The sequence below is a fragment of the Pseudomonas sp. ATCC PTA-122608 genome (assembly GCF_001952855.1).
Taxonomy (GTDB): domain Bacteria; phylum Pseudomonadota; class Gammaproteobacteria; order Pseudomonadales; family Pseudomonadaceae; genus Aquipseudomonas.
Genome location: NZ_LPNO01000055.1, coordinates 142,617 through 161,035, shown reverse-complemented (window position 1 = coordinate 161,035; position 18,419 = coordinate 142,617). Strand labels below are relative to the sequence as shown.

The following is an 18,419-nucleotide window of genomic DNA, read 5'->3' as shown; positions in this document are numbered from 1 at the left end:
AAAGTTCGGCGCAACTTTCGCAGCGCCGAAATTAACTCAAATCGATGACAGGGAGCTATAGGACAGCGAAGGTGCCTTGTGCTTTTGCGACCAGTTTTTCGTCCTGGTACACGTCCGCCTCGACCACCAGCGTGCGCCGACCGGGGTGAATCACCCGGGCAGTGCATAGCACGTCGCCGTCGGAAACGGCGCGGATGTAGTTGATCTTGCATTCGATGGTCGCGCTTTGCTGGTCGAAACCATGGGAGCTGGAACAGGCCAGCCCCATGGCAATGTCCACCAGGCTGAAGATCGCCCCGCCATGGAGCTTGCCAGCGCGGTTGCGCAGTTGCGGTTCCAGGGTCATGGCCACCTCGGCAACACCGGTTTCCAGGCGTTGCAGGCGGCAGCCAATGAGTTCGCTGAAAGCGCTGTGGGTCAAACCGGCTGGCAGTTCCATTAACGTTTCTTCAGTTGTTTGGCATTGGCGAACAGCGAAGCCATGGCGTTATTGGCCGGGGCTGGCGCAGCGGTTTCCTTGCGGGGTGCGCTGCCTTGGGACTGGCGTGGCGCCGAGCCAGGGCGTGCGCCACGGGCACCGTCGATTTTTTCGCCCGGGGTGTCGCTCATGCGCATCGACAGGCCGACGCGTTTGCGCGGGATGTCGACTTCCATGACCTTGACCTTGACCACGTCACCGGCTTTCACCGCTTCGCGCGGGTCCTTGATGAACTTCTCCGAAAGTGCAGAGATGTGCACCAAACCGTCCTGATGCACGCCGATATCCACAAACGCGCCGAAGTTGGTCACGTTGGTGACTACGCCCTCGAGGATCATCCCCAGTTGCAGGTCCTTGAGGTCTTCGACGCCTTCCTGGAACTCGGCGGTCTTGAACTCGGGACGCGGGTCGCGGCCAGGTTTTTCCAGCTCTTGCAGGATGTCGGTGATGGTCGGTACGCCGAAGGTTTCGTCGGTGTACTTTTTCGGGTCCAGGCGCTTGAGGAACGCGGCGTCGCCGATCAGCGAGCGGATGTCGCGGTCGGTTTCAGCGGCAATGCGTTGCACCAGCGGGTAGGCTTCCGGGTGGACGGCCGAGGAGTCCAGCGGGTTGTCACCGTTCATGACGCGCAGGAAGCCGGCGGCTTGTTCGAAGGTTTTTTCGCCAAGGCGTGCGACCTTTTTCAGCGCTGCACGGGTCTTGAACGCACCGTTTTCGTCGCGGTGGGTCACGATGTTTTGTGCCAGGGTGGCGTTGAGGCCGGAGATCCGGGCCAACAGCGCAACGGAGGCGGTATTCACATCCACGCCGACCTTGTTCACGCAGTCTTCCACTACCGCATCCAGGCCGCGTGCCAGTTTCAGCTGCGACACGTCGTGCTGGTACTGGCCGACGCCGATGGATTTCGGATCGATCTTCACCAGTTCGGCCAGTGGATCTTGCAGGCGGCGAGCGATGGATACTGCGCCACGGATCGACACGTCGAGGTCCGGGAATTCCTTGGAAGCCAGCTCAGACGCGGAATACACCGAGGCGCCGGCCTCGGAGACCATTACCTTGGTCATCTGCATGCCTGGGTATTTTTTGATCAGCTCGGCAGCCAGCTTGTCGGTTTCGCGGCTGGCGGTGCCGTTGCCGATGGCGATCAGGTCCACCGAGTGCTTGGCGCACAGGGCGGCGAGGATCGCGATGGTCTGGTCCCACTTGTTGTGCGGCACATGCGGGTAAACCGTGGCGTGGTCGAGCATCTTGCCGGTGGCGTCGACCACGGCAACCTTGCAGCCGGTACGCAGGCCCGGGTCGAGGCCCAGGGTGGCACGCGGGCCGGCTGGAGCGGCCAGCAGCAGGTCGTGCAGGTTGTGGGCGAAAACGCTGATGGCTTCGGTCTCGGCGCCGTCGCGCAGCTCGCCCAGCAGGTCGGTTTCCAGGTGGGTGTAGAGCTTGACCTTCCAGGTCCAGCGCACGACTTCACTGAGCCACTTGTCCGCAGGACGATTCTGATTCTGGATGCCGAATTGTTGACCGATCATGCCTTCGCACGGGTGCATGGTGCCTGGCAGCTCGTCGCCGACTTTCAGCGCGGAGCTCAGGATGCCTTCGTTGCGACCGCGGAAAATCGCGAGGGCGCGGTGGGACGGCATGCTTTTCAGCGGCTCGTCGTGTTCGAAGTAATCGCGGAACTTGGCGCCTTCCTCTTCCTTGCCGGCGATCACGCGGGCACTGAGGGTGGCTTCCTGCTTCAGGTAGTTGCGCAGTTTTTCCAGCAGGTTGGCGTCTTCGGCGAAGCGTTCCATGAGGATGTACTTGGCGCCTTCGAGGGCAGCCTTGACGTCGGCGACGCCTTTTTCGGCATCGATAAAACGTGCAGCTTCGCTTTCCGGAGCCAGGGACGGATCGTTGAACAGACCGTCGGCCAACTCGCCGAGGCCGGCTTCCAGGGCGATCTGGCCCTTGGTGCGACGCTTCTGTTTGTACGGCAGGTACAAGTCTTCGAGGCGGGTCTTGGTGTCGGCGAGCTTGATGTCGCGTTCCAGTTGCGGGGTCAGCTTGCCTTGCTCTTCGATGCTGGCGAGGATGCTGATACGCCGTTCGTCGAGTTCTCGCAGGTAGCGCAGGCGCTCTTCCAGATGCCGCAACTGGATATCATCGAGGCTGCCGGTGACTTCTTTACGGTAACGGGCGATGAAGGGCACTGTGGAGCCTTCATCCAGTAGAGCGACGGCCGCTTCGACCTGTTGTGGGCGTACACCGAGTTCCTCGGCGATGCGGCTGTTGATGCTGTCCATAAAACCACCTGAAATTCTGAAAGCAGGCTCGCAGGCCCGGAAAACAAGGCTTGCGAGGCTGGTTGAGCGGCCCGACTGGCGCCGCTGCCTGGGTCAAGAGGCAGCCTATTGACCCTCGAAATCGAAAAAATCACTACAAGCGGGTGAAAAAAATCCCCTGGCAGTAAACGGTAACGAACTGACGTTGCCCTGCACAAAGGCGCCGCATTATAACCAGCGTTCCGCCCTTGGGGGGATTGCGGCCAAGGTTGTAGGGCGCGGGTTAGCTGGCGGTAGAGGAAAAATCTGCTAACAATGCACACGGTGCGTATAACGGCAGCTACGCCATAATGCGCGCCGAGATAAGAGGAGCATCTAATGAGCAGCACTGCACAAACTGCTGAAGGCGAAAAAATTCTCATCGTTGATGACGATCCGGGGCTAAGCAGCCTGCTGGAGCGTTTCTTCAACTCCAAGGGCTATCGCGCACGCGCGGTGCCAAACACCGAACAGATGGACCGCCTGTTGGGACGTGAAGTCTTCAACCTGGTGGTTCTGGACCTGATGCTGCCCGGCGAAGACGGCCTGACCGCCTGCAAACGCCTGCGCGGCGCCAACAATCAGATCCCGATCATCATGCTGACCGCCAAGGGCGATGAGCTGAGCCGTATCAAGGGCCTGGAACTGGGCGCTGACGATTACCTGGCCAAGCCGTTCAACCCGGATGAGCTAATGGCGCGGGTCAAGGCCGTACTGCGTCGCCAGGCCGCCCCGGTACCGGGTGCCCCAGGCAGCGAAGACGAAAGCGTGACCTTCGGTGACTACGAGCTGTCGCTGGCCACCCGTGAGCTCAAGCGTGGCGATGAAGTGCACATGCTGACCACCGGCGAATTCGCCGTGCTCAAGGCACTGGTGATGAACGCTCGCCAGCCGCTGACCCGTGACAAGCTGATGAACCTGGCCCGTGGCCGCGAGTGGGACGCCCTGGAGCGCTCCATCGACGTACAGATATCCCGTCTGCGCCGGATGATCGAACCCGATCCATCCAAGCCGCGTTATATCCAGACGGTGTGGGGCGTGGGTTACGTGTTTGTGCCGGATGGCACTGCAACCAAGTGACCGATGATTTGCAGAAGCGGGCTTGCCGGTGTTGACTCGATAAGAGTCAGCCGGTTGCCCGGCGTTTGCAATTCTGCGAGCCTCGCTCGCTCCTGCAAGGTGTCTAGCTGTCTTTTATGAAAACCCCGTTGTGGTTCCCCCAAAGTTTTTTCTCACGCACCCTTTGGCTGGTGCTCATCGTCGTACTGTTTTCCAAGGCCCTGACACTGGTTTATCTGTTGATGAACGAAGACGTGCTGGTGGACCGGCAGTACAGCCACGGTGTCGCCCTGACCTTGCGCGCCTATTGGGCCGCAGACCCCGAGAACCGCGAGAAGATCGCCAAGGCTGCCACCCTGGTCCGGGTCGCAGGCGCGGGCGTGCCCGAGGGCGAGCAACATTGGCCCTACAGTGAAATCTACCAAAGACAGATGCAGGCCGAACTGGGTGAAGACACCGAGGTACGGCTGCGCATGCATGTATCGCCGGCGCTGTGGGTGCGGGCCCCGAGCCTGGGCGAGGACTGGCTGAAAGTACCGCTGTACCCGCACCCACTGCGGGGGCAGAAGATCTGGAACGTGCTGGGCTGGTTCCTGGCAATTGGTTTGCTTTCCACCGCGTCTGCCTGGATTTTCGTGCGCCAGCTCAACCAGCCGCTCAAGCGCCTGGTGTTTGCTGCACGCCAGCTCGGTCAGGGACGTAGCGTGCGGCTGCCCATCAGCGACACGCCGAGTGAAATGACCGAGGTGTACAGCGCGTTCAACCAGATGGCCGAGGATGTCGAACAGGCGGGGCGCGAGCGCGAGCTGATGCTGGCGGGGGTGTCCCATGACCTGCGCACGCCATTGACGCGTTTGCGGCTTTCCCTGGAACTGATGGGCAACCACACCGACCTTACCGACGACATGGTCCGCGATATCGAGGACATGGACGCGATTCTCGACCAGTTCCTCGCGTTTATCCGCGACGGTCGCGACGAGGTAGTGGAAGAAGTCGACCTGACGGACCTGGTACGTGAGGTGGTGGCGCCCTACAACCAGAACGGCGAGCAGGTGCGCATGCGCCTGGAGCCGATCCAGCCGTTCGCGTTGCGTCGGGTATCGATGAAACGCCTGCTGAACAACCTGATTGGCAACGCCCTGCATCACGCCGGTTCCGATGTGGAAGTGGCGGCCTATGTCTCCGGGGATACCAGTGCTCCTTACGTGGTGCTGAGTGTCATGGACCGTGGCGCCGGGATCGATCCGGCAGAGCTGGAGGGCATCTTCAACCCGTTCACCCGTGGCGATCGTGCCCGGGGTGGCAAAGGTACGGGCCTGGGGCTGGCGATTGTGCGACGGATTGCTTCGATGCATGGCGGCAATGTTGAGTTGCGCAACCGGCCGGACGGCGGCCTGGAAGCGCGAGTGCGTTTGCCGCTGGGGCTGATGTTGCCCAGGGACGCGGTCTAAATGTGGGAGCGGGCTTGCTCGCGAAGGCGGTGGTTCAGTCCATAGAAATGTCGACTGATCCACCGCCTTCGCGAGCAAGCCCGCTCCCACACTGGTTTTGCGGCGCTTTATAGGTCGGGTGTATTCAACCCTTGCCCTTGGTGCGCGTCATATTCGGCCCACCATTCTTCTCCAGATGCTGAATGATGATCCCCGCCACGTCCTTGCCGGTGGTGGTTTCAATTCCTTCCAGACCTGGTGAGGAGTTCACCTCCATCACCAGCGGCCCGTGGTTGGAACGCAAGATATCCACGCCCGCCACACTCAACCCCATGACCTTGGCCGCCCGCAGGGCCGTCATGCGTTCTTCCGGGGTGATCTTGATCAGGCTGGCGCTGCCGCCACGGTGCAGGTTGGAGCGAAACTCACCCGGCTTGGCCTGGCGCTTCATCGCTGCAATCACCTTGTCGCCCACCACGAAGCAGCGGATATCTGCACCGCCGGCTTCCTTGATGTACTCCTGCACCATGATGTTCTGCTTGAGGCCCATGAACGCCTCGATCACTGACTCGGCCGCTGTCGCGGTTTCACACAGCACCACGCCGATGCCCTGGGTGCCTTCCAGCACCTTGATCACCAGCGGCGCGCCATTGACCATGTCGATCAGGTCGGGAATGTCATCCGGGGAGTGCGCAAACCCGGTCACCGGCAAACCAATGCCACGGCGCGACAGCAGCTGCAGCGAGCGCAGCTTGTCCCGCGAACGGGCGATGGCCACGGATTCATTCAGGGGGAACACCCCCATCATTTCAAACTGGCGCAGTACTGCGCAGCCATAGAACGTCACCGAAGCACCGATACGCGGGATCACCGCATCGAAGCCTTCCAGCGGTTTGCCCCGGTAGTGGATCTGCGGCTTATGACTGGCAATGTTCATATAGGCGCGCAACGTATCGATCACAACCATCTCATGGCCACGTTCGGTGCCGGCCTCGACCAGACGACGGGTGGAATACAGACGCGGGTTACGCGACAGCACAGCGATCTTCATGCAACACCTGTGGCAGAGGTAGTAGAGACCGGGAACACCGGCTTGTCTTGAACGTATTTGAGGCCGGGGTTGACCACCAGTTGGCCGTCAATCAGCGCCTTGGAACCCAGCAACAGGCGATACCGCATCGCTTTGCGGCAGGCGAGGGTGAATTCTACCCGCCATACCCGATCGCCCAGGGCCAGGGTGGTGCTGATCACGTATCGCACCTGGGCTTGGCCGTTGGAGCTTTTAATGGTTTTCATCGCCACCAGCGGCGCTTCACAGCGCCGGTGACGCAGCTGCACCACGCTGCCCAGGTGCGCGGTAAAGCGTACCCACTTTGCACCGTCGCGCTCAAACGGCTCGATTTCGGTGGCATGCAGGCTTGAGGTACTGGCGCCGGTGTCGATCTTGGCGCGCAGGCCAGCCACTCCCAGGTCGGGAAGTGCCACCCACTCACGCAGACCCACAACGGTCAAATGGTCAAATGTCTTCAATATGAATAACCAGCAATTAATTCGCCCAGGCGTCGGGTGATACCTCGGCCAGGGCTTTGAATGCAGGCTTGGCGAACCAGTAGCCTTGCATCAGGAATATTCCGCAGTCGGCGAGAAAGTCCCGCTCACCGGCACTTTCGATGCCCTCGGCGATGACAGTAACGCCCAACTGCTCACAGATTGTGACAATCCCCCGGACGATCACCTGACGGACACAATCACTGTCGACATCGCGGATCAGTGCCATGTCGAGTTTGATCAAGTCGGGTTGGAAATCAGCCAGCAGATTCAGCCCCGAATACCCCGCACCGAAATCGTCGATGGCGGTCTTGAAGCCGAATTCGCGGTATTCACGCAGAATATTCGTCAAATGGCGATAGTTATCTACGTGCTCGCTTTCCAGTGTTTCGAAAATCAGCCGATCCAGCGGAAAATTATGCTCACGGGCCGCTTCCAGCGTGCTGCGAATGCACAGCTCTGGCCGGTAGACGGCGTTGGGCATGAAGTTGATTGAAAGGTAGGTCTGCATGTCCAGTGTCGAGGCGGTGGCGATCGCCTTGGTGCGGCATTGCTGGTCGAAACGGTAGCGATTGCTGTCGTTGACCTGATCCAGCACCGACAGCGCGCCCTCACCATTCACGCCGCGCACCAAGGCTTCATGGGCAAAAATCGACTGGACCCGCAGGTCCACGATAGGCTGATACGCAAAGGCAAACTCAAAGCCCAGCGGTTCGCTTTGCTGGCAACCCGCACAGCCTTGTTTGGGCGAGGTGAGTGAAATGGGAAAGTCGGTCACGCGTTAACCTCGCGAAAACAGGATGCTACCTGGCGTATCTTAGGTGAGCTCAAGGGTTTATGCGTTGAAGGGGTTCAACGTTAAAGTTGCGACATTTTTCAGAGCGAGGAATTCAAGTGGCTCAGAAGCAGGAAGAAGAAGAAAAAGTCCGTTTGGACAAGTGGTTGTGGGCGGCACGGTTCTTCAAGACCCGCGCCTTGGCCAAGGCGGCGATCGAGAGTGGCAAGGTGCATTGGCGCGGTGAGCGTTGCAAGCCCGGCAAGGAGCCGCGCATTGGCGATGAGTTCCAGATTCGTGCCGGTTTTGATGAGCGAACCGTCGTGGTCCAGGCGCTTTCAATTGTGCGAAAAGGCGCTCCCGAGGCGCAGGCGTTGTATACCGAAACCGAAGCCAGCATCGCCAAGCGCGAAAACGCGGCGGCCATGCGCAAGGCTGGCTCCTTGGGCATGACCACTGACGGCAAGCCGAGCAAGAAACAGCGGCGCGACCTGTTCAAGTTTCGCGGCAGTGGCAATGATGATTAACCGGAAAACCGCAGGAGCCAGGCGGCTCCTGCAACTTCAACTCAAACGCTGCGGATAACGCTCAAGCGATTGACCAACGGTACCCGCTGAAACCAATCCAGCAGCGGCGTCGTCACTCGCACCAATCCCCCGGAAAACTTCGCCGCAAACGGCGTGTAGTAACCCCAACCCAACGCCAACAGCGCCAGCAACACTCCGCCGATGTAATCGTCCTGCCCCCAATGCGCGCCGGCCACCAGCCGCGGCATCATGAACAGCAGCGCCAGCCCCCAAATCACCACAATCTGGCTGATCCGTTTGGCAAACACCGTCATAAACATCCCCCAGATCAACAACACCGACGCGTGATCCCCCGGGAAACTCTGGCTGGAGCGGTCCTTCAATTCCCACGTCTTCTCAAGGCCCGGGAAATAGTCGCTCATCTGAATCGCCCCGCTGATCACCATCGACGGGCTATGGTGTTGCCAGCCCATCTGGGCCGCGAGTTTGGAAAACAGCATGCGGATAAACAGCAACAGCAGCAGAATGCCCAGGAATCCGAAAAACGCCTGGCGCACCTGCATCGCCTTGAACACCCAGTCGCCGCGGATCAACAGTGCGAGCAGAATCACCGCGACCACCGCGTCAAACGGTCGCAAACTGGCTACCGCCCACACATGCAGCCACGCCGAGCTGCTTGCCAAGGGGTCGTTAAGCAGATGAAACAGCCACTCGTCGAAAACCACACAGAGCGCCTGGCCCGCTGGCCAGAGCCAAAAACACAGCAGCCCCACAGCGAATAAATTGCACAGGGCCAATCGCCCGAGGTTCCACTTGGCTTGGAACAAACCCGGATTGTTCATAAACTGTTTCCTCTTTGCTTTAAAGCGCTTCGTTTTTCCGTAGAAGGCCGCACCAAAACGGTGCTAAAGCGTGTAATTCTATAAACGTTGTCATCTTTTTGTCATCAATTCAGATACCCAGACCTATGACTGATCTACCGGATACCGACTTCACCCAACGCTTCATCTTCGACGACAGCGACGCCCGCGGCGAACTGGTCGCCCTGGAGCGCAGCTACGCCGAAGTCCTTGCCAAGCACCCCTATCCGGAGCCGGTTGCGCAATTGCTCGGCGAATTGATGGCGGCTGCCTCGCTGCTGGTAGGCACCCTTAAATTCGATGGTTTGCTGATCCTGCAGGCCCGTTCCGAAGGCCCGATCCCGCTGTTGATGATCGAATGCTCCAGCGCCCGCGAAATCCGTGGCCTGGCCCGCTACGACGCCGATCGGATCGCCGCCGATGCAACACTGGCCGACCTGATGCCTGACGGCGTACTGGCGCTGACCGTCGACCCGACTGTCGGCCAGCGTTATCAGGGCATTGTCGACCTCGACGGCGAAACCCTGTCTGACTGCTTCACCAACTATTTCGTGATGTCCCAGCAAGTGGGCACCCGCTTCTGGCTCAACGCCGACGGTAAGCGCGCCCGTGGCCTGCTGCTGCAACAACTGCCGGCCGACCGCATCAAGGATGAAGAAGACCGCGCCGAAAGCTGGGCACACATCACCGCCCTGGCCGGCACGTTGAAAACCGAAGAACTGCTGGGCCTGGACAACGAAACCATCCTGCACCGCCTCTACCACGAAGAAGCCGTACGCCTGTTCGACGTGCAATCGTTGCGTTTCCACTGCAGCTGCTCCCGCGAGCGCTCGGCCACTGCCCTGGTCAGCCTGGGCCTGGAAGATGCGCAGGATCTGGTGGTGGAACACGGTGGCAACATCGAGATCGACTGCCAGTTCTGCAACCAGCGCTACCTGTTCGACGCCGCCGATATCGCTCAATTATTCGCCGGCGCCGGCGTAGACACCCCTTCAGGCACCCGCCACTAAAACGTTTAAGCACAGGTAAATCACCTGACAAACGCCGGATTTCCGCCGTTCTGACCGGAGGGCCCTACTCTTTTTGGGCTTTTCTGGCATAATCCGGCCCACTTTTTTCGCGGTAGTAGTGCGCAACTTTCTACTACAAAACGTTTGGAGCACTCGGCCATAGGCCGACGGGGAACCTCATGACGCAAGCCAATAACGCCGTATACACTGACCTGAGTGTTGACGATCTGGTCAAAGAAGCCCTGCAGCGAGGTGAAGGCGTGCTTGCCGATACTGGCGCGCTGGTCGTAGAAACCGGTCATCGTACCGGCCGTTCTCCGGTCGACCGCTTCATCGTTGAAGAGCCTTCCACCCAGGCTGCCATTGCCTGGGGCCCGATCAACCGCAAGTTCCCGGCCGACAAGTTCGATGCCCTGTGGGCTCGCGTCGAGGCATTCAACAACGCGCAAGAGCATTTCGTTTCCCACGTTCACGTAGGGGCTGCAGAAGACCACTACCTGGCCGTGAAAATGACCACCCAGACTGCCTGGCAGAACCTGTTCGGTCGTTGCCTGTTCATCAACCCGGCCCAGTACAACCCGGCCGGTCGTGAAGAGTGGCAAGTGCTCAACGTGGCCAACTTCGAATGCGTGCCAGAGCGTGACGGCACCAACTCCGACGGTTGCGTGATCCTCAACTTCGCCCAGAAAAAAGTGTTGATCGCTGGCATGCGTTACGCCGGTGAGATGAAAAAAGCCATGTTCTCGGTGCAGAACTTCCTGCTGCCAGCCTCCGATGTACTGCCGATGCACTGCGCAGCCAACATCGGCGAAGCAGGCGACGTGACCTTGTTCTTCGGCCTGTCCGGCACGGGTAAAACCACCCTGTCCGCCGACGAAAGCCGTTACCTGATTGGTGACGACGAACACGGCTGGGGCGAAGGTGTTGTGTTCAACATCGAAGGCGGTTGCTATGCCAAGTGCATCGACCTGTCCGAGAAGAACGAGCCGGTTATCTGGAAAGCCATCAAGCACGGCGCTGTGCTGGAAAACGTCGTGATCGACGACGCCAAGCACGCCGACTACGCTGACGTCAGCCTGACCCAGAACAGCCGCGCCGCCTACCCGCTGGAACACGTTGCCAAGCGCTCCGAGCAAAACCTCGGTGGCGAGCCAAACGCTGTGATCTTCCTGACCTGCGACCTGACCGGCGTACTGCCGCCAGTCTCGATCCTCAGCGAAGAACAAGCGGCCTACCACTTCCTGTCCGGCTACACCGCACTGGTCGGCTCGACCGAAATGGGCTCGGGCTCCGGCATCAAGTCGACCTTCTCCACCTGCTTCGGCGCACCGTTCTTCCCGCGCCCGGCCGGCGAATACGCAGAGCTGCTGATCAAGCGCATCCGCGGCTTCGGCTCCAAGGTCTACCTGGTCAACACCGGCTGGACCGGCGGTGGCTACGGCGTTGGCAAGCGCTTCAACATCCCGACTACCCGTGGCGTGATTGCAGCAATCCAGAGCGGTGCGTTGATTGGTGCCGAGACCGAACACCTCGACACCATCAATCTGGACGTGCCGTTGGCTGTGCCGGGTGTTGATACCGGCCTGTTGAACCCACGTAACACCTGGGCTGACAAAGCTGCTTATGATGAAGCGGCGAAGGCGCTGGCGGGTCTGTTCATTGAGAACTTCAAGAAGTTTGAAGTGAGCGATGCGATCAAGGCTGCGGGTCCGAAGTTGTAAGATTCGGCCGTTGTGAAAAGGCCGCCCTTTGTGGGCGGCTTTTTTGTGGGCGAGGGATTAGTCGACGAGGTGCAAAACGACGGCTCCGACCAACACCAGCACAACACCGGTAACTTGCACTGCCGACAGTCGTTCCTTGAAAAATACAAACCCCAGAATCGCGGCGATCCCGCCGGACAAGGTACTGATCACGGTCACTACCGAAACCGACCCAGCCATTGCGCCCCACGAGAACGCCGAAAACCCGCCGAGGTTCATCAGGCTCGCGCCGGTCAGCGTTGCGCAGTTTTTCAGCGGTGGGATTTTCAGGCCGTCTTTGACTTTAAGCACCATCAGCACCAGTACACACAAACCGACTAGATAACCAAGCCAAAGCATCGTGACCGGGCCGAGTGTCGGCAGCGTGTAGCGGCCTTGCATCCAGAAGCTGGTGCCGTAAAGAAGTGCCGCGAGCATCGCGTAGGCGATCGAGCGAGTGGAGCTGTTGTGAGGGACCCCGTTGTCCTTGTGGATGCTGGAGAGGATCACCCCGACCACGCACAAGGCGATGCAGCCGAGTTGGATCAGGCTGATGTGTTCGCCGCTGGCCCATGACAGCAAAGTAGTCACCACGCCGTAGGACGTCACCAGAGGCGCGACGATGGCCGCTTTCCCAAGGGCGAAGGCCTTGGACAGTGCGAGGGCGCCGGAGACGGTCAGCAGGGCTGCTGCGGCGCCCAGGAGCCAGACACTCAAGGGTGCTGCTAGGGATTTGACGAGGAAGGCCGGGAATATGACCAGCAGCAGGGTCATGATCAGGAAGCCCAGGGCCTGGCCGAAGTACACCGCGCGTTTGACGCCGACGGCTCGGGCGTTGAGGCCCACGAGGAAGTCCGTGCCACCCCAAAGCAGGGCGGCCAGCAGGCCCATTAGTACGTCCATGTAAGGTCCTTAGTTGTAGGGGCGAGCTTGCTCGCGAAGGTCGTTAACGATAACGCGGGCTTCCAGGTTTGATGCGGCGCTCTCAGATTTTTCGCGAGCAAGCTCGCTCCTACAGGTTTTCCAGGGTTTGCGTGTCCCAGCGTTGGGCCTTGATAGCCAGGTAAAGCATGCCGATGGTCAGCGGAAGTTTGTCGCCGCGGCCTTTGGCTCTGTTCTTCAGGAAGACGTCGAATACGGGAGGTTGGAAGTAACGATAAGCGTCGTAGTCGTTCAAGTCGACAGCGAAGCCTTGCTCCAGCGCTTCCATCAATTGATTGGCCTCAGCGCCGTCGCAGTCCAGGTCGAGGTTGATGGCGGTTTCAAGGCGCAGCGTCTTATGTTCAGGCAAGCCAATTTCTTCATGCAGCAGTTGCAGGAGCTGCTGCATGGCAAGGTCTTCGGGAAAGTTGGGGGCCAGGTTCATGGTGGTTACGCGAGAGTTGGTGGAGGCGACTGACTTTATCGATGGTGCCGCGATCCTTCAAACGAAACTGGTCAAATGTGGGAGCCGGGCTTGCCCGCGATAGCGGTGTGTCAGTGGCAGCAGTGTTGTCTGACACACCGCTATCGCAGGCAAGCCAGCTCCACATTCGTTCAGATCGTTCCCGCGCGTAGGGAGCGATCAGGGTTAGCGCGGGGTACTGATACACCGCTCAAAAATCGCCTCCAATCCCCGGTAATCACACGCCACCGCATCGATATTCGCCGGTATCCACGCCGCGTTCTTCACCAACCACCAATTCACTGAAAACCCTGCATTGACGATGATCTGTTCGAACAGAATCCGCTGCGCCCGGCCGTTCCCTTCGCGAAACGGGTGGATCACGTTGAGGTCGCCATAAGCTTCGGCGATTTGCGTCACCAACTCGGCCTGCGTCACCCCGACAAACCAGTTAGCCTGCGCCATGTGGTGGATGATCTTGGCCGCCTCGGGGGGAATACGCTCCGGCGTGCAGAACAGCGTGTCGCCTTTCTGGATGTTGACTGTACGCAGTTCCCCGGCCCATTCGTAGATGTCCCCGAACAGGGTGCGGTGGATGTGTTGCAGGCGTTCAAGGTCGTAGGGCGGGGGATACAGCGGAAGGCTGCCTACGGCAATTTCAGACAGTTCCCGCTCGGCCTGGTGCAGGCGTTCTTCGTCGAACAAATCGAGGCGGTTGCGCAGGACGCTGCTACCGGGGTAGCAGTACGGGTCCTGGCCCACGCCATATTTGTCGAGCATCAGCGTGGGGTGTTGCGGTACTTGGCGAGGACGGCTTCGCGGGTCGGCAGGGGTTTGTCGACATCGGCGGGCTGGGTGTCGAACCCTTCCAGGCGCAGGCTGGCCAGGTAGTTGGAACGGCGGATCTTGTCGTAGTGATCCTGCTTTTGCTCAAACGTCAGTTCGCTCATTACAGCGTCCTCTTATGGCAAGCGTTGATTGTAGCGCAATGGGTTTCGAGATGCGTCCTGCTTAAGGTTGGACGTTTCCTACTGGTACCTACTCCATTGCCCAGGCTGTGTATCATCCTGTCTCTTTTTTCATTGCGACCTTTCTCGATTCGCTGAGTGCGCTGGTCTATGTTTTGGGCTCGTTCAGCGGTCAATGGAGTGACAGCTTATGCACAACACCCTCCAACAGGTCTTTGGTTATCCACAGTTTCGTTTGGGCCAGGAGGCGGCGATCAGTGCCGTGCTGGCCGGCCGTTCGGCGGCGGCGATTTTCCCCACCGGTTCCGGCAAGTCCTTGTGCTATCAACTTTCCGCCGTCTTGCTCCCGCACCTGACGCTGGTGGTGTCGCCGCTGTTGGCGTTGATGCAGGACCAGTTGGGTTTCTTGCAGCGCCACGGTATCTCGGCAGGCAGTATCGATTCGGCCCAGAGCCGCGATGACGCCAATGACGTCATGGCTCGGGCGCGTTCGGGTGAGCTGAAAATCCTGATGGTTTCCGTGGAGCGCCTGAAGAACGAGCGGTTCCGCAACTTCCTGCAAAGCGTGCCGATCTCGCTGCTGGTGGTGGACGAAGCCCACTGTATTTCCGAGTGGGGCCATAACTTCCGTCCGGACTACTTGAAGCTGCCGGACTACCAGCGCGAGTTCCGGATCCCCCAGGCGCTGCTGTTGACAGCCACGGCGACGCCCAAGGTGATCGCTGACATGCAGGCCAAGTTCGCCATTGCACCGGACGATGTGATCACCACCGGCTTCTACCGCTCCAACCTCAACCTGCTGGTGGAGCCGGTCAGCGGCCAGGACAAGCGCCGACGCCTGGTGGAATGGATGAAGGAGCGGGCCAATCAGCCGAGCATCGTCTACGTCACCCTGCAGAAAACCGCTGAACACATTGCCGAGCATTTGAATCGCAACGGCATCCAGGCCGAGGCTTATCACGCGGGCTTGGCCCACGATAAACGCGAGGGCATTCAGAAGCGGTTCATGGGCGGCCAATCCAATTGCATCGTCGCTACCATCGCCTTCGGCATGGGCATCGACAAGAGCGATATCCGTAACGTCGTGCATTTCGACCTGCCCAAATCCATCGAGAACTACAGCCAGGAAATCGGCCGTGCCGGGCGTGACGGGCAGCCATCTGACTGTCTGGTTTTGGCCAACCGCGACAGCCTGAATATCCTGGAAAACTTTGTGTACGGCGACACCCCGGAACAGGAAGGTATTCGCCGCGTCCTGGAAGAAATACAGGCCGCTCGTGGTGATGGGCAATGGGAGTTTCTACTCCGCTCACTTTCGGACCTCAGCAACATCCGCGAGCTACCGCTCAAGACGTTGCTGGTGCAGCTTGAACTCAAAGGTGTGATCGCGCCGCGCTATGCGTTTTATGCCGAATACCGCTTCAAGTATCTGATTGAACCTGAAGCACTACTGGCGCGCTTTTCCGGTGAGCGGCAGCAGTTTGTCGCGGCGATCATCCAGGTCTGTAAAAGGGCAAAAACCTGGGCGACGGTGGATTTCGACGCGCTGTATCAACAGCATCAGGCCGAGCGCAATCGTGTGGTGAAGGCCCTGGATTATTTCCAGGAGCAGGGCCTGATCGAGATGGAAAGCAAGCAGATGACCGAGGTCTACGCCCTGCTGAATACCGACTTTGATCCACAGGTACTGAGCACGGAGTTATACACAGGCTTCAAGCAGCATGAGGTGACGGAGGTGGCGCGGATTCACGCCATGCTGGATCTGTTCGCGACGGAGGAGTGCCTGGGTTACCGCCTGGCGCACTACTTCGGGGATGAAAACGCGCCCCGGCAGTGCGGGCACTGCTCGGTGTGCCACGGCAACGTCGCCCACTTGCCGGCGCCGCCGAGCTTGCCGCCGCTTGTGGATAAAAACTTCCTGGCACTGTGCGGTGAATTTATCCACAGGCATCATGAATACAACGGCCACCTGCCGGGCGCTGAGCGTTTGACGCGGTTTCTGGGCGGGATCAGCGTGCCTTTGTTTACCAAATTGAAGGCGAAAGGGATTCCAGGTTTTGCTGTGCTGGAGGAGTATTCCTACGCTGAGGTGCGTGAGTGGGCAGAGGCGGGTTTGGAAGCGCTCTGATTTCCGGGCCTGGGGTCGTGATTTCCCACCCATTGGCAGACGCCGCCGACAGCTAGGCTTTGCCCGCAGGTGAGAAGGTTTGATGCTCCACTTCTTCTGCAAAGGAACTGCCCATGACTATTGGTTTTTCTCGTGGTGTTGTCCACGGAGCCGTACTGTTCGTCGGGATGCTGGTCGCCCAAAGTACGATGGCGTCCGTCACACCGTTGAGCGTCAATGACTGTCGGCGAATGCAGCTTCGCAACACCATCACCACCTCCAACCCGCTGCCCTGTGCACGCCTCGCACGAGTCACGTTCAGCTATGTGGACTTTGACGGAGTGCTGCATAACAACGGGCAACTTGTGGTGCTGGATGTCATCGCCCCCCATGTGGAGGAGATCTTCAATCAGTTGCTGCAGCGCCGGTTTCCGGTGAACCAGGCGGTCACACTGGAAACCTATCGAGGCAATGACAAGGTGTCGATGGCCCGCAACAATACCAGTGGTTTTAACGGGCGGCAGATCAGTGGGGCTTTGGGGTGGTCGCTGCATGCCTACGGTGCTGCAATTGATCTAAATCCGCTGCAAAACCCGTTTGTGCTATTCCGGCGTAGCCCGGGAGGTGAATTCACCGGGCAGGCCACCGTTGAGCCCAAGGCGAGTACTGTGACTGCCGTTAACCGCCTGGATGCTCGCCCTGGCAAGCCTGCGCGTCCTGGCCGGGCAGAGGAGGTGATTGACCTGTTTGCCGACCACGGCTTTTTGACATGGGGCGGCTATTGGGATTTTCCACTGGACTACCAGCACTTCCAGATTGGCCGGCGTTCGTTCGTGGAGTACCTGGCACGGGTCACGCCGCAGCAGGCCAGTGCTGCAATCGAGGCGTATATCGCTGCTTACCGCCAGTGCCTGCAGCATTCGGTTGAGACGGATCAAGCTCTCAAGCGTATGGGGTGTGTCCACGAAACGGTTGAGCAAAGCCCAACCTAGGCTTGCGGGTAGGGCTTGAACCCAGTATCAAGATAGCCTCTTCTTACCCGGGCTTTATCGATGACCAATGCCATCCCACAGCGCGCCGATTACCGCTACTTCCAGCCAATCATCACGCGCTGGCACGACAACGACGTTTATGGCCATGTGAATAACGTCACCTACTACAGCTTTTTCGACACGGCGGTGAATACCTACCTGATCGAGCAGGGCGGGTTGGATATTCATGACGGTGAGGTGGTGGGATTTGTGGTGAGTTCGGCGTGCGACTACTTCGCCTCAATTGCCTTTCCGGACCGCATCGAGATTGGCCTGCGGGTGGGCAAGTTGGGCAACAGTTCAGTGCAGTATGAGCTGGCGGTGTTCAAGGCCGGGGAGGATGAGGCCTGTGCGGCGGGGAGGTTTGTGCATGTGTTTGTAGATCGGGCGTCGAACCAGCCGGTGACGATTCCGCCAGCGCTGCGAGAGGCCTTGCAGCGCTTGGCACTGTAGGAGCGAGCTTGCTCGCGAAAAACCCGAGAGCGCAGCGGCGTGTCAGGTTTCCATCGTCATCGTTGACGACCATCGCGAGCAAGCTCGCTCCTACAGGTGGAATGCCTTAGCGGTGGCGATAGTGATGCTTGTTCTTGCGATGCCCATACGCATGACCGCGCCCGCGATGATCATCGCGGTCATAACGGCGGTTATCACGCCCACGGTAACGACGATCATCGTCATCGCTCTTGTTGCCCATGTAGTTGCCCAGCGCGCCACCAGCGCCACCGCCGGCTGCTGCGCCGATCAGGCTGCCGGTGCTGCCGCCGACACTGCGACCCACCACGTTGCCGCCGGCTGCGCCCAATGCGCCGCCAATGGCAGCTTCGCCGCGGCTACGCTTGTCTGCGCCGACCGCACTGCCGCCTGCGCCGCCGAGGGCCGCACCGATGGCTGAACCGGTGTTACCGCCCAACTGCTGACCTACGACTGAACCTAAAACCCCGCCCAATGCGCCGCCCACACCGGCTTCGGTGGTGCCACCGGCCATGGCTGCGCCACTGACCAGGCCAAGGGACAACAAGAGAATCGAGGAGAACTTCATAGAGGAACCTCAAGAGGATGACGGCGCGATCCTGAAGTTGTATCGAGACGGTGACAATCGAAACCCGACCAGTGGTATGGGTTGTATACAATTCTCTAAGTTGCTGTTTTTTATACGGAACTTAAGTTGTTTTTGTGAGTCTTTACTTACTTCTGAACGGC

At 59.5% G+C, this 18,419-nt stretch carries 19 protein-coding genes and 1 pseudogene; 8 read left to right on the top strand and 12 right to left on the bottom strand.

Annotation, left to right across the window (positions count from 1 at the left end):
* Positions 1-55: 55 nt before the first annotated feature.
* A complete protein-coding gene (locus AU074_RS32525) occupies positions 56-439 on the bottom strand; it encodes a PaaI family thioesterase (RefSeq protein WP_008435797.1) in 384 nt (127 codons plus the stop codon).
* Positions 439-2,763: a Tex family protein gene (locus AU074_RS32520; RefSeq protein ID WP_076018185.1), complete on the bottom strand. Its 2,325-nt coding sequence runs from the start codon at positions 2,761-2,763 to the stop codon at positions 439-441. The genes AU074_RS32525 and AU074_RS32520 overlap by 1 nt, the downstream gene beginning before the upstream one ends.
* 357 nt (positions 2,764-3,120) lie before the next feature.
* On the opposite strand from AU074_RS32520, the gene ompR reads away from it, so the two are divergent.
* Both ompR and AU074_RS32510 read left to right on the top strand, forming a co-directional pair.
* Entirely contained in the window at positions 3,121-3,861 is a 741-nt protein-coding gene (ompR, locus tag AU074_RS32515; protein WP_003213175.1) for a two-component system response regulator OmpR, read from the top strand.
* 116 nt (positions 3,862-3,977) lie between these two features.
* Positions 3,978-5,291, top strand: a complete 1,314-nt coding sequence (locus tag AU074_RS32510) for an ATP-binding protein (protein ID WP_003213176.1) — start codon at positions 3,978-3,980, stop codon at positions 5,289-5,291.
* Positions 5,292-5,415: 124 nt separating this feature from the next.
* Here AU074_RS32510 and rimK read toward each other — a convergent pair whose 3' ends face one another.
* From rimK to AU074_RS32495, 3 genes are read right to left on the bottom strand one after another with little or no spacing between them, the layout of a single operon-like run.
* Entirely contained in the window at positions 5,416-6,321 is a 906-nt protein-coding gene (gene rimK, locus AU074_RS32505; protein WP_010214091.1) for a 30S ribosomal protein S6--L-glutamate ligase, read from the bottom strand.
* Positions 6,318-6,782 (bottom strand): ATP-dependent zinc protease, encoded by a 465-nt coding sequence (locus AU074_RS32500; RefSeq protein ID WP_017478110.1) that lies wholly within the window; start codon positions 6,780-6,782, stop codon positions 6,318-6,320. The genes rimK and AU074_RS32500 overlap by 4 nt, the downstream gene beginning before the upstream one ends.
* A gap of 34 nt (positions 6,783-6,816) precedes the next feature.
* On the bottom strand, positions 6,817-7,596 hold the full coding sequence (locus tag AU074_RS32495) for an EAL domain-containing protein (RefSeq protein ID WP_076018184.1): 780 nt from the start codon (positions 7,594-7,596) through the stop codon (positions 6,817-6,819).
* A gap of 116 nt (positions 7,597-7,712) precedes the next feature.
* On the opposite strand from AU074_RS32495, the gene AU074_RS32490 reads away from it, so the two are divergent.
* Positions 7,713-8,120 carry an RNA-binding S4 domain-containing protein gene (locus tag AU074_RS32490; protein ID WP_017478112.1) on the top strand — a complete coding sequence of 136 codons (408 nt, stop codon included), beginning with the start codon at positions 7,713-7,715 and terminating at the stop codon, positions 8,118-8,120.
* Between the two features lie 41 nt (positions 8,121-8,161).
* Here AU074_RS32490 and AU074_RS32485 read toward each other — a convergent pair whose 3' ends face one another.
* Positions 8,162-8,962, bottom strand: a complete 801-nt coding sequence (locus AU074_RS32485; protein WP_076018183.1) for a phosphatase PAP2 family protein — start codon at positions 8,960-8,962, stop codon at positions 8,162-8,164.
* A 125-nt stretch (positions 8,963-9,087) separates the two neighbouring features.
* Here AU074_RS32485 and hslO point away from each other — a divergent pair, with 125 nt between their 5' ends.
* On the top strand, positions 9,088-9,990 hold the full coding sequence (gene hslO / locus AU074_RS32480) for an Hsp33 family molecular chaperone HslO (RefSeq protein ID WP_076018182.1): 903 nt from the start codon (positions 9,088-9,090) through the stop codon (positions 9,988-9,990).
* A gap of 179 nt (positions 9,991-10,169) precedes the next feature.
* A complete protein-coding gene (locus tag AU074_RS32475; RefSeq protein ID WP_076018181.1) occupies positions 10,170-11,711 on the top strand; it encodes a phosphoenolpyruvate carboxykinase in 1,542 nt (513 codons plus the stop codon).
* 57 nt (positions 11,712-11,768) lie between these two features.
* Here the strand turns inward: AU074_RS32475 and AU074_RS32470 are convergent, their stop codons facing one another.
* From AU074_RS32470 to AU074_RS32455, 4 genes are all read right to left on the bottom strand, one after another.
* Positions 11,769-12,620, bottom strand: coding sequence for a DMT family transporter (locus AU074_RS32470; RefSeq protein ID WP_076018180.1), 852 nt, complete (start codon positions 12,618-12,620; stop codon positions 11,769-11,771).
* Positions 12,621-12,741: 121 nt separating this feature from the next.
* The gene (locus AU074_RS32465) at positions 12,742-13,095 is read right to left on the bottom strand and encodes a DUF1493 family protein (protein ID WP_076018179.1); all 354 of its coding nucleotides are present in this window, start codon (positions 13,093-13,095) and stop codon (positions 12,742-12,744) included.
* Positions 13,096-13,299: 204 nt separating this feature from the next.
* A complete protein-coding gene (locus AU074_RS32460; RefSeq protein ID WP_076018178.1) occupies positions 13,300-13,893 on the bottom strand; it encodes a putative adenosine monophosphate-protein transferase Fic in 594 nt (197 codons plus the stop codon).
* A complete protein-coding gene (locus AU074_RS32455) occupies positions 13,893-14,063 on the bottom strand; it encodes a YhfG family protein (protein WP_076018177.1) in 171 nt (56 codons plus the stop codon). Before AU074_RS32455 ends, AU074_RS32460 begins: the two co-directional genes overlap by 1 nt.
* 208 nt (positions 14,064-14,271) lie before the next feature.
* On the opposite strand from AU074_RS32455, the gene AU074_RS32450 reads away from it, so the two are divergent.
* The 3 genes from AU074_RS32450 to AU074_RS32440 all read left to right on the top strand — a co-directional run bounded on the left by AU074_RS32450 (position 14,272) and on the right by AU074_RS32440 (position 17,672).
* Complete coding sequence (locus AU074_RS32450; RefSeq protein WP_076018176.1) at positions 14,272-16,209, top strand: ATP-dependent DNA helicase RecQ; 1,938 nt, start codon at positions 14,272-14,274, stop codon at positions 16,207-16,209.
* Positions 16,210-16,322: 113 nt separating this feature from the next.
* Positions 16,323-17,180, top strand: a complete 858-nt coding sequence (locus AU074_RS32445; RefSeq protein WP_076018175.1) for a M15 family metallopeptidase — start codon at positions 16,323-16,325, stop codon at positions 17,178-17,180.
* Between the two features lie 60 nt (positions 17,181-17,240).
* Positions 17,241-17,672: a thioesterase family protein gene (locus AU074_RS32440; RefSeq protein ID WP_076018174.1), complete on the top strand. Its 432-nt coding sequence runs from the start codon at positions 17,241-17,243 to the stop codon at positions 17,670-17,672.
* On the opposite strand, the pseudogene AU074_RS34725 reads toward AU074_RS32440, so the two are convergent.
* Together AU074_RS34725 and AU074_RS32435 are read right to left on the bottom strand one after the other, a co-directional pair.
* Positions 17,665-17,745 (bottom strand): annotated as a pseudogene (locus AU074_RS34725) (outer membrane lipoprotein carrier protein LolA); the annotation flags it as partial. The gene AU074_RS32440 and the pseudogene AU074_RS34725 overlap by 8 nt on opposite strands.
* 33 nt (positions 17,746-17,778) lie before the next feature.
* Entirely contained in the window at positions 17,779-18,258 is a 480-nt protein-coding gene (locus AU074_RS32435) for a glycine zipper domain-containing protein (protein WP_076018173.1), read from the bottom strand.
* Between the last annotated feature and the right edge of the window lie 161 nt (positions 18,259-18,419).

Bases quoted from the DNA above. Each gene is read 5' to 3' on its own strand.
- AU074_RS32525 (WP_008435797.1), bottom strand. From the start codon at position 439: ATGGAACTGCCAGCCGGTTTGACCCACAGCGCTTTCAGCGAACTCATT.
- AU074_RS32520 (WP_076018185.1), bottom strand. From the start codon at position 2,763: ATGGACAGCATCAACAGCCGCATCGCCGAGGAACTCGGTGTACGCCCA.
- ompR (WP_003213175.1), top strand. From the start codon at position 3,121: ATGAGCAGCACTGCACAAACTGCTGAAGGCGAAAAAATTCTCATCGTT.
- AU074_RS32510 (WP_003213176.1), top strand. From the start codon at position 3,978: ATGAAAACCCCGTTGTGGTTCCCCCAAAGTTTTTTCTCACGCACCCTT.
- rimK (WP_010214091.1), bottom strand. From the start codon at position 6,321: ATGAAGATCGCTGTGCTGTCGCGTAACCCGCGTCTGTATTCCACCCGT.
- AU074_RS32485 (WP_076018183.1), bottom strand. From the start codon at position 8,962: ATGAACAATCCGGGTTTGTTCCAAGCCAAGTGGAACCTCGGGCGATTG.
- hslO (WP_076018182.1), top strand. From the start codon at position 9,088: ATGACTGATCTACCGGATACCGACTTCACCCAACGCTTCATCTTCGAC.
- AU074_RS32475 (WP_076018181.1), top strand. From the start codon at position 10,170: ATGACGCAAGCCAATAACGCCGTATACACTGACCTGAGTGTTGACGAT.
- AU074_RS32470 (WP_076018180.1), bottom strand. From the start codon at position 12,620: ATGGGCCTGCTGGCCGCCCTGCTTTGGGGTGGCACGGACTTCCTCGTG.
- AU074_RS32465 (WP_076018179.1), bottom strand. From the start codon at position 13,095: ATGAACCTGGCCCCCAACTTTCCCGAAGACCTTGCCATGCAGCAGCTC.
- AU074_RS32460 (WP_076018178.1), bottom strand. From the start codon at position 13,893: ATGCTCGACAAATATGGCGTGGGCCAGGACCCGTACTGCTACCCCGGT.
- AU074_RS32455 (WP_076018177.1), bottom strand. From the start codon at position 14,063: ATGAGCGAACTGACGTTTGAGCAAAAGCAGGATCACTACGACAAGATC.
- AU074_RS32450 (WP_076018176.1), top strand. From the start codon at position 14,272: ATGCACAACACCCTCCAACAGGTCTTTGGTTATCCACAGTTTCGTTTG.
- AU074_RS32445 (WP_076018175.1), top strand. From the start codon at position 16,323: ATGACTATTGGTTTTTCTCGTGGTGTTGTCCACGGAGCCGTACTGTTC.
- AU074_RS32440 (WP_076018174.1), top strand. From the start codon at position 17,241: ATGACCAATGCCATCCCACAGCGCGCCGATTACCGCTACTTCCAGCCA.
- AU074_RS32435 (WP_076018173.1), bottom strand. From the start codon at position 18,258: ATGAAGTTCTCCTCGATTCTCTTGTTGTCCCTTGGCCTGGTCAGTGGC.